Consider the following 13461-nt stretch of genomic DNA (forward strand, 5'->3'; position numbering starts at 1 on the left):
CCGCGAACAACAGGGCCTCCCCCATGAACCTCAACAGCTACGTCACCCAGTACCTCCAGAAACTCCCCCCGCCACAGACCCGGGACCTGGCCGTCGAGCGCGATCTGCCCGTGCCCGTGCGGGACGGCGCCGTCCTCCTGGCCGACCGCTGGAGTCCGAAGGGCGGCGGTGACGGCCTGCCGATCGCGCTGATCCGTACCCCGTACGGCCGAGCCGGCACGCTCGCACTGGGGGCGGCCAAGCCGTTGGTCGAGCGCGGTTTCCAGGCGCTGATCGTGAGCTCGCGGGCCACCTTCGGCTCCGACGGCCCGTTCAACCCGTTCCTGTGCGAGCGCAAGGACGGTCTGGACGTCCTGGACTGGGTGGTCAAGCAGCCGTGGGCCGGTGACTCGATCGTGCTTGTCGGCGCCAGCTACGTCGGCTATACCCAATGGTCGGTGGCGGACGCCGTACCGCCGCAGGTCAAGGCCATGGTTCCGGTGGTGTCCAACGCCACCTTCACCATGGCGTTCAACCGCGAGGGCGGCTTCGCCCTGGAGACCCCGTTCACCTGGGCGGTCCAGGTCGAACGGCAGGAACGCCGGTTCGCCAACGTGCGCAACGCGCTCGAGGAGCGCGAGATCCTGCGCGCCATGCGCACCCTCCCGCTGAGCCAGGCCGACGTCGGACTCCTGGGGCACCGCAACAGCTACTTCCAGAACGTCCTCGACCACGACGGCGACGGCCCGTTCTGGCAGGCGGCCGACCATGTCGACAAGGTCGCCGACATCACCGTCCCGGCGAGTCTGGTGGGCGGCTGGTACGACCTGTTCCTGCCCAACCAACTGCGCGACTTCCAGACCCTGCGCCGGACCAGCCCGGACACCCCGCACCGGGTCACGATCGGCCCCTGGGCGCACTGGGCGATGGCGATGGACGGACTGGCCACCCGCGAGGCGCTGGAGTGGGGCCTGGCCCTCGCCAAGGGCGAGACACCGCCGGAGCGCGCTCCGGTACGGCTGTTCGTCATGGGCGAGGACAAGTGGCGCGACTTCCCCGCCTGGCCGCCCCCGGGATACGAGCCGCAGCGCTTCCACCTCCAGCCCGGCGGCGCCCTGGCCGCCGACCTGCCCGGCGAGTCCACCCCGGACGAGTACCGCTACGACCCGGCCGACCCCACCCCCGCGCTCGGCGGTGTACGGATGTGGACCCTGCAGAAGTACGGCCGTGTGGACAACGCCGAGCTGGAGGCGCGGTCCGACGTCCTGACGTACACAACTCCCCCGCTACAAGAGGATGTTGAGGTAGTCGGCGAGGTGAGCGCGGAGATCTTCTTCCGCTCCAGCCTGCCGTACGCCGACGTCTTCGTCCGCCTGTGCGACGTCGACGAGAAGGAGAAGTCCACGAACGTCTGCGACGGCCTGATCAGCCTCACCGATGCCGACTCCGACGAGACGACGTGCGCGGCGGTACAACTGTGGCCTACGGCCTACCTGTTCAAGCGCGGCCACCGCATCCGCGTCCAGGTCTCCAGCGGCGCGTTCCCCCGCTTCAACCGCAACCCCGGCACCGGTGAACCCCGCGCCACCGCCGTCACCCTCCGCCCGGCCGACCAGCAGGTCTTCCACGACCCCGCTCGCCCTTCCGCGATCGTTCTGCCGATCCGCCGGATTCACAGCGAGCCGAGCAGGCCGTTGAGGATGCCCTCCTCGGCGAGGTAGAAGGCGAGACCACTCACGGGAGCGAGCACGGCGCACAGCCAGTAACGGTGCACCCCGGCGCGCGCCAGGCAGACGGTCAGGACAACGGTGATCAGCGCGCCGACTGCCAGAAAGACGGCCGCCTCTCCCCAGTAGTGGAGCGCCAACCCCAGCCAGAGCCCCTCCCCCAGAACCACCATCGCGATGGCCGCCCCGGCCACGGCCCGTATGTCCCCCCGCCCACGCCGCACCGTCCATCCGGCCCAGCCCAGCAACGGTCCTCCGGCCACCCCGGCCGCCGACCACACCGCGGCGGTTCCGAGCCCTCCGGCTCCGAAGGTGTCCCCGAGCGTGGACGCCCCGTAGTAGCCGCCGCAGGTGGCGAGCATCATCAACGCGCCGCCCCAGACGGCGAGTTGCCGGGCGCGGATCAGCGCACCGGCCACGGCGGTCCAGATGATCCAGGTGGACACCGAGTTGGTCGCCCGCTCCAGTAGGGGTGTCGCCCCGTGCAGGTCGTACGTCGCCCAGCCGAGCAGCAGCCCGAAGGCCACGGTCGCGGCAAGGACGGTGGCAGGGGCGTCACGTCGGGACGCGGTTGTGGTAGCCATGACCGCGTACTATACACATGACGTATACGCTCAATGTATAGTCATCGGATCCCGAGGCGAATCAAGATCTGTTCCGGTCGAACGATGTGGAGGGACAGGTGAACCGTCCCTCCACATCGTCATACGTGACAGCGGTCAGCTCTTGCCGAGCAGCCGCCAGATCTGGTTCTTCTTGGTGCTCAGGGCGCTCGCCGCGTCGCAGGTCCACTGGTGGATCAGCGCGCCGGCGGTGGTCGAGACGCCGGTGACGTCGACGCACTTGCCGCTGTGGACGGCGACGAGTTGGTAGTCGTGGCTGTTGCCGAGCGCGGTGACGGGGTTGAGGGTGAACTGCTGGTTGGTGGCGCCGTTGCAGGTGTACTGGATGACGGCGGCGCCGTCGGCGGTGGACGCGCCCGAGACGTCCAGGCACTTTCCGCTCAACTCGTCGACGACCGTGTAGGTGTTGGTCGTACCGCTGACCGGCTTGAGGTCGAGCATCTGCTGGTAGCCGCCCTCGCAGTAGTACTGCTGGTACTGCGTGCCGTTGGCGGTACTGACACCCGTGTCGTCCAGGCACTGGCCGCTGTTCTGGCTGACGGCGACCGTGGAGACGGTGGTGTTGGACGGGGGCAGCAGGGTGACGGTGTAGCCGTCCTTGGCGTTCGTCCAAGGGAGGCTCACCGAGGCGGCGTTGCCGCTGACCGTGAGGGTCGTGTCGGAGATCGTCTCAGGGCCGGTCACCGCGGCTCCGCTGTTGTACGGGATGCGCTGGACGACGGCGCGGACCTGGCTGTTCGTCACGACGGACGTGGTGTTGAGCCCGGTCAGGTTGACGGTGACGGTGCCCGTGTTGCCGCTGCTGCCGAGCAACACCTTTGCGTTGCCTGCCGAGTTGTCCTTGGTGGCCAGGCCGTCGGTACCCGTACCGGCGGTGAGCTTGACGATGTTGCCGGTCTGCGAGCCGTAGTAGCGGTACATGAACCACTCGCCGAGCGGCAGGTACTGGCCCGCGCTGTTCTTGGTGAGCAGGTTGGCCTCGTTGTCGTGCAGTGCGGTGCCGGAGGCCCAGTTGCCGCGCAAACCGTCGGCGCCGGCGCGTTCCAGGCGGCCGATGAACCAGGCGCCGCCGCCCGGGGACTGCATGGACAGGGTGGCGTACTCGTTGATCTGGTAGGCGCGGGTGTTGGTCAACCCGGCTGTCGCGAGGGTGGAGTTGGCGCGGCCGACGTCGGTGGCGGGGTCACCGGGCTCGTCGTGCCAGCTGTAGATGTCGGGGGCGACGTTGTTCGCCTTGACGTAGGTCAGGTACGTCGTCCACCAGCTGTTGGAGGAGTTCGGCTGGCCCGCGATGCTCGGGCCGACGATGAGTTGGGCGGGGAAGGCGGCGCGCACCTTGGCGTAGAAACGCGACCACATCGCCAGGTACTGCGTCTGCGACGCACCCCAGAAGCCGCTGCCGTCGGGCTCGTTCCACAGGTCCCACTGGACCGTCATGTTGTTGGCCTTGACGTCACTGATGAGCTGGGTGACGAAGGCGTCGAACTGCGTCCAGTCGCCGTTGTCACCGGGCCAGCCCTGACTGGTGGTGCCATCGGCGCCCCACAGGTCGTGCGGGAGGAGGACGAAGGTGCCGCCGAGGGCTGCGGTTCGCTTGTACTGGGCGAGAGTTGAGGCCCACCGGGTCTGGTAGTCGGCCAGGCTGGTGGCGTAGCCGCCGCTGTTGAGCTGGGCGCCGCCGGCCCGCATGAAGTGCCACTTGATGTCGGTGAAGAAGTGGTCCTGCGGCAGCGAGCCGTCCGGGGTCATCCCGTAGATCATGCCGGAGGCGTGGTAGGTGGGGGCGCCGCCGGCGGTGGAGAAGTCGACGGTGACGGAGGTGTCCGCGGCGTGGGCCGTGGTCGCGGGGAGCGTGAGAGCGGCGAAGGAGGCGAGGATCGCCGCGACCACGGCCGTCCTGCGGCCTCTCGGGACGGGTGGTCTGCCGGTGCGTCCGGCTGGGGAAAGGAAGCGAGGTATACGCATGTGCGGGTCTCCCGAAGGGGGAACTTCCTGGGCGCGGCTCGCCCAGGGGGTCTGTCAGCCGACGGCCTCCGTGGCCTCGGCGCGCCTCAGCTCGTGGGCCTCGGCGAGGAGCAGATAACTGCTGGCGGTCCAGGTGTAGGCGCGGTCGCGCAGGCCCGCGCCGGTGAGGGCGTCGAAGTTCTCCGCGAAACCCGAGGTCTCGCACAGCGCCCGGAATCGGTTGCTGATCTCGTCCGCGAGACGGTCGTGTCCCGCGCGGCGCAGACCGTCCTCGATCAGGACGGTGGACGGGGCCCAGATCGGTCCGCGCCAGTAGCCGTCGTCCAAGTAGTGCGGTGAGGTGGGCAGTTCGGTGGCGAGGCCGTGCGCGGTGAGGTGGGCCTCGATACGTTGGGCCAGCGCGTCGCCGATGTGCTCGGGCAGGTGCTCGCCGAGCACCACGGGCATCAGGTCGAGCAGGCTGGAGCTGGTCCAGGTGGTCCCGCTGTGTGCCGAGCGGGCGACGAACCGGTCGCCGGTCCACAGCTCGTCGAACAGCGCCGCCTGCGTCGCGTCGGCTGTCCGGGTCCACTTGCGCGTGTCGTCCGGCAGCCCCAACTCCTCTGCCAGTACGGCGAGTTCGCGCAGTTGGAGGATGAGGAAGGCGGCCAGGTCCGCGCTGACTATCACGCGTTCGGGGTCGAAGGTGGTGGCGTTGTCCCAGCCGCTGTCGTTGCCGTGCTGGTAGTGCGGGAGGGCGGAACCGGGTGCGCGCCGCATGGTGAGCCAGAAGTCCGTCCAGCGGGCGAGTCGGTCGTAGACCTCGGTCAACTCCGCCTCGCCTAGCGGCTCTTGCAGTCGTCTGCGCAGGTGGCGTAGTGCCCAGCCGTGGATGGGTGGCTTGACGAAGTTGTAGAGGATCTCCGAGTGGGTCACCGAGTCGGGCAGCGCGCCGGTCTCGTCCTGGTGGTCGAAGGGCAACGAGAACTGGTCCAGGGCGAGCCCGGGCGAACCGGGCGCCAGGGCAAGGGCGTTGAAGCAATGGTCCCAGCTCCACACCTTGTCCATCCAGTGCTTCGACATCAGCACGGCGGGCCGGGTGACGAAGCCGCGGGGCCGGACGGTCGCCGACCACAGTACGTAGGCGGCGAGTTCGGCGGCGGGCGTCCTGGACGAGCGCCAGGGTGCGACGGTGTCGACGAAGGAAGCGAAGTCGTCGTGCGCGGCGTCCACGACCGCGTCGAAGGATGCCGAGGACGCGTACGGGCGGCGGGCGGCCTCGTACTCCTCGACCGCGATCTCCCAGACCGCGCCAGCTTCGGGGCCGATCGTGACACCTCGCGTGGCGCTGCCCAGGCTCTGTGTGCCGGACGCCTCGGTCACGGTCCCGGACAGCACGGTGACGCGGTAGCGCCGCCCGGTCTCGTACGAGGTGAACACATAGGCCCCGGTGCCGGGTTCGGGGTAGAAATAGGTGCCGCTGAACGGCGTGAGTGTGGTCGCCGCCGCGCCGATGTGCAGGCCCAGCCCGTCACCGCGCAGCCGTACCGTGTCCGGCGACTCGTAGGCGAGGTCGATGCGGCCGTCAGCACTGACCCAACTGAGCAGGCTCGGGGTCGCGTGCGGCCCGGTGTCGGCGCGGTCCCCGGTGGTCGGGTCGAACGGGACCAGACGCAGCACGGCATGCATGCCGTTCTGGTGCGAGACGAGATGAAGGTCGTCGGCGATCGTCTTCTCCGCCACCACGGGCGAGATACCGAACCATGACCCGCGGGTGCTGAACGGGATGTCGTGGACGGAGAAGGCCGGGCCGGACGGGGCGGCGGTCATGCAGCGTGACTCGTTTCTGGAGCAGGGGTGATCGGCACGTGGGCAGGGGTGATCGGCACACGGGCGAGCAGGAATCAGGGAGACGTCAGTCCTTGACGGCGCCCGCGGTGACGCCGGCGGCGACGTAGCGCTGGGCGAGGACCAGGATCACCGTGGCGGGCAGCGAGGCCACGACGGCGGTCGCCATGATGGCGTTCCACTCCTGGTTGTTGTTGCCGATGTAGTGGTAGATGCCGAGGGTGATCGGCTCGTGTGCGCCGCCGTTGGCGAGGGTGCTGGCGAACACGAAGTCGGACCAGGACCACAGGAACGCGAACAGCGACACCGTGACGATGGAGTTGCGGCTCATCGGCAACACGATCGACCGGAAGGTACGCACAGGTCCGGCGCCGTCCATCTGTGCGGCCTGGAGCAGTTCGCCGGGGATGCCGGACATGAACGCGGTGAAGATCAGCACGGCGAACGGCACGGCCAGCGTGGAGTCGGCGACGATCAGCCCTGGCACCGACTGGAGCAGACCGAGGCTGAGGTAGATGGCGTAGAAGCCCATCGCCATGATGATGCCGGGGATCATCTGGGCGACCAGGAAGAGGAAGCTGAGCACACCGCCGCCGCGCGGGCGGAGCTTGGCGAGTGCGTAGCCCGCGGGTGCGGCCAGTGCCACGGTGACGACGACCGTGCCGAGGCCGATGACGAGGCTGGTGCCGAGGTAGGGCAACTGCTGGTCCAGGACGGCTCGGTAGCCCGCCAGGGTGCCGTGCAGGGGGATCAGGTCCGGTGGGCTCTTGCGCATGTCCTGGTCGCGGGTGAAGGACACGTTGAGCATCCAGTAGACCGGGAAGAGCATCACCGCGGTGAACAGGACGCCGATGGCCGTCTGCCACCACGTGCGGTTGGTGCGTCGGTTGATGACAGTGCCGCTCATGACAGTGCCTGCTTCCGCTGGACTCGGACGTAGACCAGGCCGAACACCAGGGCGGCGACCACGAGCAGGTTTCCTACGGCCGCTCCCGGTCCGAAGGCCGGCAGCAGGTTGCCGAAGCCGAGCTGGTAGGACCAGGTGGCGAAGGTGGTGGACGAGTCGGCCGGGCCGCCCTTGGTCATGATCCAGATGATGTCGAAGACCTTGAGCGTGTAGACGAGGCCGAGGAGGAGGGTGATCGCGGACACCGGGCGCAGCAGCGGGAAGGTGATCCGCCAGAACCGCTGCCAGGCGTTCGCCCCGTCGAGGGCCGCGGCCTCGTAGAGGCTCGCGGGGATGGACTGGAGGCCGCTATGGAGGACCACCAGGTTGAACGGGACGCCGATCCAGATGTTCGCGATGATCACCGAGGCGAGCGACCAGCCCGGTGCGGTCAGCCAGTTGACCGGTCCGATGCCGACGGCGTGCAGTACGGCGTTGACGACACCGGAGTCGCTGTTGAGCATCCACGACCAGGTGGACGCCGACACGATCAGCGGCAGCAGCCACGGTACGAGGAAGAGGGCCCGCAGGGTCGCGGAGAGCCGGAAGCGCTGGTTGAAGAAGACCGCCAGGGCCAGCCCGATCGCGTACTGGAAGACCAGGCACACGGTGGTGAAGACCACGGTGTGCAGCAGGGCCGGGGCGAAGGTCGGATCGTCGATGACCGTGCGGTAGTTGGCCAGGCCCGTGAAGGGTGCGTCGCCCTGGACGAAGGACCGGACCGTGTAGTTGCGCAGGCTCAGGTCGATGTTGCGGTAGAGGGGATAGGCGTAGAAGAGGACGAGGTAGAGGGTCACCGGGGTGAGGAAGCCCCAGGCGGCCCACTGCTGGGAGGTGGGGCGACGCCGTGCCCGGGGCGGTGCGGTGGGGGCCGCACCGCTGTGGTGGCGCACGGGCCGTCGGTGTGGCACTTGGGTCATGTGACTCATCAACTGGCCCTGGTCTCTGGTTACTTGACGGCCGACTGGGCGGCGGACAGTGCGTCCTTCGGCGACTGCGAACCGCTGAGCGCGGACTGGACCGCCTTCCACAACTGCTCTGAAATCTTGGGGTACTTGGTGCCCAGGTCGTCGCTGGTGCGTCCCTTGGCGGCCTTGACCGCGTCGACCCAGGGCTTCAACTCGGCGTTCGCGGCGATCTGTTTGTCCTGGACCTCGGTGGTGGGTGCCACGTACGACAGTGTGGTGTCGGTGTTGAGGAGGTTGTCGGTGCTGGTCAGGCAGGTGACGATCTTCTGGGAGGTGGCGTAGCGGTCGGTCTTGCCCTGCACGGGGATGGTGACGAACTCGCCGCCGGTCGGGGCCGCCGCGTTGCCGCCGTCGGCTGCGGGAACGGGGACGACCCCGTACTCGAAGCCGGCCTTCTTGGCGTTGGCGAGCTGCCAGGTGCCGTTCTCGCTGAACGCGTAGTCGCCGGTCGCGAACTCCTGCCAGCTGGTCGTCTGGGTGTTGTTGAGGACCGAGTTCGGGGCGTAGCCGTTCTTCAGCCAGTCCTTCCACAGCGTCAGGGCGGAGACCGCCTTGTCGGAGTCGACCGCGGTCAGCTCGGCGCCGGATCCCCAGAACCAGGGCAGGAACTGGAAGGTGCCCTCCTCGGTGCCGATCGCGGAGAACGTGATGCCCTTCTTGCCCGCCTTCTTGACCTTCGCGAGCGCCGCCGTCAGCGACTTCCAGTCCTTGACCGAGGCGATGTCCACTCCGGCCTTCTTCAGCACCGCCTTGTTGTAGTAGAGGGCAAGGGTGTTGGCGCCGATCGGCATGCCGTAGGTCTTGCCGCCCGCCTGTCCGGCGGCGAGGAGGTTGGGGTTCACCTTCGAGGTGTCCAGCTTGTTGTCCGCGGTCGTGGTGAGGACGCCTGCCTCGGCCAGGGTCGACACCACGGGGTTGTCGACGATGAGGACGTCGGCGGAGTTGTCCTGCTGGGCGGCCAGCAGCGCCTTGTTCGCCAGGTCACTGGTGTCGAACGCGGTCCGCTTGATCTTCACCCCGGCCTTGGTGCCGCACGCGTCGAGCAGCTTCGCCCAGGCAGAGGTCTTGTCGAACTGCGGGTACGGGTCCCAGATCGTGTAGGTGCCGGTGTCCGCGGCCTTCGTGCCGGTGCTGCCCGAACCGGAGGAACAGGCGGTGGCGGTGCCGGCGACGGCCAGGACCGTCACGGTCGCGGCGGTGAGGCGGAGTCGTCTGAGGGAGCTGTGCATTGCGCGTTCCTTCGTTTTTGGCACGGGTGTGCCGAGGGAGGGTGACGAGGGGGGAAGCGGGCATGCCGAACAGCCACGGTGAGGGGGGAGTACGCCCGTGAAAGGTGATCAGAAAGTGGTGTCGGGGGTCGAGGTCAGCGCGTCTCGGTGGACGGCGTACCGGTGCCGGGCCCCGTGCTGGCACGGAGCGAGATCGGCGGCGCGAGCAGGTGGTGCCGGGGCGGCGCGTCGGGCTGGTCGATCCGCTCGACGAGGAGGTCGACGGCGTGTCGGCCCATCTCCTCCGCCGGTACGTCCGCCGCGGTGAGCTGCGGGGTCACCGTCTCCGCCCACCGGCCGGCCACGACTCCGGTGACGGAGAAGTCGCGCGGTACATGACGGCCGGCCTGGGCCAGTCCGCGGTAAAGGCCGCCGAGCGCGGCCTCGTTGAGGGTGACCAGGGCCGTGGTGGCCGGGTCGTCGAGCAGGATCTGTTCCAGGCACGCCTGGCCGGACGCGGCGTCGTCCCCACAGCAGTACGTCCGCACGGTCAGCCCGCGCTCGGCCGCGGCCTTGGTGAAGCCGTCCAACCCGCGGTGGGCCGACTCGTATCCGGCCCGCAGCAACTGCTCGGGACGATTGACGAAGGCGACCCTGCGGTGGCCGAGGTCCGCGAGGTGGTGCACGCAGGCCGCCGCCAGCGCGGTGTGGTCCAGGCCGACCCACCAGGTGCCTTCGGGATGCGCGGTGCGGCCGATGGCGACGGAGGGGAAGCCGAGGGCGGCCAGGTGATCGACCCGGTCGTCCTCCAGCCGGATCTCCATCAGGATCGCGCCGTCGACCCGCCGCTCCCCCAGCATCCGCTGGAACGAGCGGTCGCTGTCGACGCCGCTGGGTGACAGCAGCACGTCGTAGTCGTGGGCCGCGGCGGCCTCCACCACGCTGCCGATGAAGTCGAGTTGCATACCGGTGTAGTGATTGCCGGCCGGCGGGAAGACCAGGCCGATCGTGTTGGTCCGGCCGTTGGCCAGGGCGCGCGCACTGGCATTGGGCCGGTAGCCCAGCTCGTCGATGACACGCTGGATCTTCCGGCGGGTCTCCTCCGACACCGGGCGCTTGCCGCTCAGTGCGACGGACACGGTGCTCCGCGAGACACCGGCCCGCCGGGCGATCTCACCGATGTTCACGGGCACTCCCTGGATGGATCGAACCGGTTCGACGTTGCGTAGGGCGACAGCCGGTCATCGAACCGGTTCGCGTGAAGTGAAGGTAGGAACAACCCCGGCGGCTGTCAACACCTCGCACCGCATCTTCTCGTAACTCCCCTGGAATCCAGGGTGAGCTGACACGACTCCTCGCGTCAGAGGTATTGCCGCCGGATTTCCGCGGTGCTAGCTTCCCGGCCCAGCACTATCGAACCGGTTCGACAACGCTCGTCCGGTGTCCGCACCCGCACGGAAACCACGGAGACCCCAGTGCGACGAAGACGAAAGAGAACGACGGGAGCCGGCGCCGCGGTGGCGGCGATCCTCGCCACCCTGCTCGCCGCCCCCTCCGCCGGCACCGCTCACGCCGCCGACGCGGAACGCCTCTCCATCGATCTGGCCGCCGACACCGGTGCCTTCCACGGCGGCGCAGCCGGCTCGCTGTACGGGATCTACGGCGACGGGGCCCCGAGCCGCAACCTCATCGAGGGCATGCACCTTCAGACCGTGTCCACCAAAGCGCAGGACGGCCCCCAGCACCCGGGCGCGGACGCGCTGGAGGTCCTGCCACCGCTCGTCGACTCGGGCGGCAAGGACGTCTACATCTACATGACCGACATCTACCGCGGCTTCCCGTACCAGTGGCCGGGCGACAGCGGCCCCGAGCGGCTCGCGGACTTCAAGGCGAAGATCAAGAAGCAGGTCGACCAGGTCAGGACGATGGGCGCCTACAAGGACCACGTCGTCTACGTCCCCTTCAACGAGCCCGAGGGGAACATGTTCGGCTCGGGCGCGTGGAGCTACAACAACGTCTCCTGGCTCAACGACCCGCAGTACTTCTTCGCGGCCTGGAAGGAGGTCTACCACCTCATCAAGGACGAGGACCCGGACGCCAGGATCGCGGGCCCGAACACCTCGATCCTCTACGACCAGGTCAAGGGCTTCCTGCAGTACGCCAAGGCCAACGACGTCGTCCCGGACGTGATGACCTGGCACGAACTGTCCTCACCCGCCGCGGTCCGTACGAACGTGACCAAGTACCGGCAGTGGGAGAAGGACGCGGGCATCGGCCCGCTGCCGATCAACGTCAACGAGTACGGCCACAACTACCACCTCTCCGTGCCCGGCCAGGTCGTCCAGTGGGTCTCCGCCATCGAGGAGTCCAAGATCGACGCGGACCTGGCCTACTGGAACATCGACGGCAACCTCAACGACTCTGCCGTCGACGCCAATCGGGGCAACGGCCAGTGGTGGCTGTTCAACGCCTACGGCCAGATGTCCGGACACACCGTGCAGGTGACCGCCCCGCACCCCAACCAGCAGTACACCCTGCAGGGCGTGGCCACGCTGGACACGAAGAAGAAGCAGTCGCGTGCCCTCTTCGGCGGCAAGAGCGGAGACGCCGACGTCGTCTTCCGGAACATCGACCCCAAGCTGTTCGGTACGACGGTGCACGCCACCGTGCAGGAGATCCCGTGGACCGGACAGGTAGGTGACTCGGCGCAGCCGTTGCGGCTCGCGGACCAGGAGGTCGCCGTCGGCGAGGACGGCTCGGTGACCCTGCCGATGACCGGCATGAACGAGATGTCCGCCTACCAGGTCATCCTCTCCCCCGGCGGCCACGGCGGGACGTCGGCCCAGCCTTCGGTCAGTTGGCGGGGGACGTACGAGGCTGAGAACGCCACCTACACCGGCAAGGGTTACTCCAAGAACGGGCCCGAGGGCACACCCTCGAACGTGGGCGGGTTCGCGACCAGCGGCAACTACAACGTCGGCGGTCTGCGCACCGGATCGGACGGGGTGCTCGCCTTCGACGTGGACGTCCCGAAGGACGGCACGTACGACCTCAGTGTCTTCGCCAACTCCTACAACCTGTACGGCCTGGTGCAGGAGCAGGGCCCCACCAACGTCTTCCTGCGCGTCGACGGCACGGACCCGCAGGAACTGCTCCTGCCGCTCGGCTACAAGTGGGTGGTCTGGGGACACACCGACACCACCGTGCAGTTGACCGCCGGCCGGCACCGGATCACGCTTTCGGCGCAGGACGCCGACTTGGGCGTCACGAAGGGCGACGCGATCATCGACAAGATGGACCTGTCCCTGCGCGACAAGAACGTGACCAGCCCCGCGATCTACGAGGCCGAGTACGCCACTCTCACCGGGACCCGGCCGCAGTACACGTACCGGGGTGCCTCCGGACCGGGCGCCGTACCCCTGTCCAAGGGCGCGTCCGCGACCTTCTGGGTCTACTCCCCCACCGACGGTGAAGCGACCCTGGCGCTCGACCAACTCGGCGACGGGCGGGCGGAGTTGTCCCTCAACGGCGAGAAGCTGGGTGTTGCCAAGGCAGGCCACGGGAAGAAGGGCACTGACGTGGTGCGGGCGTTCCTGTCCGGCGGCATCAACAAGGTCACCGTGACCGGCGCCTCCCACGGTGTTGTGCTGGACCGGCTCCGGGTCGCACCTTCCAGCGACTCGTCGGCGACGAAGGTGTACCAGGCGGAGGACGGCACGCCGAGTGGAGCCGCCAAGGTCACCGACGCGTACACGTTCGCCAAGGGCGGCAAGGCGGTCACCGGCATCGGGGACGGCAAGGCCAACGCCCTCACCGTCGACGTCTTCGCCGAGCGGGCCGGACGGCACGCGGTGACCATCCGCTACTCCAACGCCGAACAGGCACCGGCCACGCACTACAACCCCGACCCGATCACCCGTCACGCCGACCTCTCGGTCAACGGCGGACCGGCGAAGCGGGTGCTGTTCCCGACCACCTTCCACTTCAACGCCTTCCGGGAGCTGACCGTCCCGGTGACGCTGAAGAAGGGGACCAACCAACTCACCTTCACGGCCGAGGAGTTGCCCGATTTCAACGGCGACACCTACAACCAGTACGACCAACGGTCCCCGTACGCACCGGTGATCGACCAGCTCGCGGTCACCCCGCTGTCGGAGAGGTAACCGCTCCGGACGTGGTGGCGCGGCAGGCACGGGTGGCCGTCAGGGCCCGTGCCTG

Annotated in this window: 9 protein-coding genes; 2 read left to right on the top strand and 7 right to left on the bottom strand. The window is 68.5% G+C overall.

All coding sequences use genetic code 11. The features are described from left to right. The first annotated feature begins 23 nt into the window (after window positions 1-23). Window positions 24-1700 (top strand): CocE/NonD family hydrolase, encoded by a 1677-nt coding sequence (locus OO70_RS08390; protein WP_051740903.1) that lies wholly within the window; start codon window positions 24-26, stop codon window positions 1698-1700. On the opposite strand, the gene OO70_RS08395 is transcribed toward OO70_RS08390, so the two are convergent. From OO70_RS08395 to OO70_RS08425, 7 genes are all read right to left on the bottom strand, one after another. Continuing rightward, window positions 1652-2290, bottom strand: a complete 639-nt coding sequence (locus tag OO70_RS08395; protein ID WP_043666264.1) for a DUF6518 family protein — start codon at window positions 2288-2290, stop codon at window positions 1652-1654. The genes OO70_RS08390 and OO70_RS08395 overlap by 49 nt on opposite strands. A gap of 135 nt (window positions 2291-2425) precedes the next feature. Then, window positions 2426-4219: an RICIN domain-containing protein gene (locus tag OO70_RS08400; RefSeq protein WP_043666267.1), complete on the bottom strand. Its 1794-nt coding sequence runs from the start codon at window positions 4217-4219 to the stop codon at window positions 2426-2428. 129 nt (window positions 4220-4348) lie between these two features. After that, on the bottom strand, window positions 4349-6103 hold the full coding sequence (locus OO70_RS08405; RefSeq protein WP_043666271.1) for an amylo-alpha-1,6-glucosidase: 1755 nt from the start codon (window positions 6101-6103) through the stop codon (window positions 4349-4351). 85 nt (window positions 6104-6188) lie between these two features. Further along, window positions 6189-7028: a carbohydrate ABC transporter permease gene (locus OO70_RS08410; RefSeq protein WP_234336785.1), complete on the bottom strand. Its 840-nt coding sequence runs from the start codon at window positions 7026-7028 to the stop codon at window positions 6189-6191. After that, on the bottom strand, window positions 7025-7996 hold the full coding sequence (locus OO70_RS08415; protein WP_043666274.1) for a carbohydrate ABC transporter permease: 972 nt from the start codon (window positions 7994-7996) through the stop codon (window positions 7025-7027). Before OO70_RS08415 ends, OO70_RS08410 begins: the two co-directional genes overlap by 4 nt. 20 nt (window positions 7997-8016) lie before the next feature. Further along, complete coding sequence (locus OO70_RS08420) at window positions 8017-9264, bottom strand: sugar ABC transporter substrate-binding protein (protein ID WP_043666276.1); 1248 nt, start codon at window positions 9262-9264, stop codon at window positions 8017-8019. A gap of 134 nt (window positions 9265-9398) precedes the next feature. Beyond that, window positions 9399-10430, bottom strand: a complete 1032-nt coding sequence (locus OO70_RS08425; RefSeq protein WP_043666278.1) for a LacI family DNA-binding transcriptional regulator — start codon at window positions 10428-10430, stop codon at window positions 9399-9401. A 288-nt stretch (window positions 10431-10718) separates the two neighbouring features. Here OO70_RS08425 and OO70_RS08430 point away from each other — a divergent pair, with 288 nt between their 5' ends. Continuing rightward, window positions 10719-13406 carry a carbohydrate-binding protein gene (locus tag OO70_RS08430; RefSeq protein WP_043666279.1) on the top strand — a complete coding sequence of 896 codons (2688 nt, stop codon included), beginning with the start codon at window positions 10719-10721 and terminating at the stop codon, window positions 13404-13406. Window positions 13407-13461: the final 55 nt, after the last annotated feature.

The organism is Streptomyces xylophagus (assembly GCF_000716435.1).
Classification (GTDB): Bacteria; Actinomycetota; Actinomycetes; order Streptomycetales; family Streptomycetaceae; genus Streptomyces; species Streptomyces xylophagus.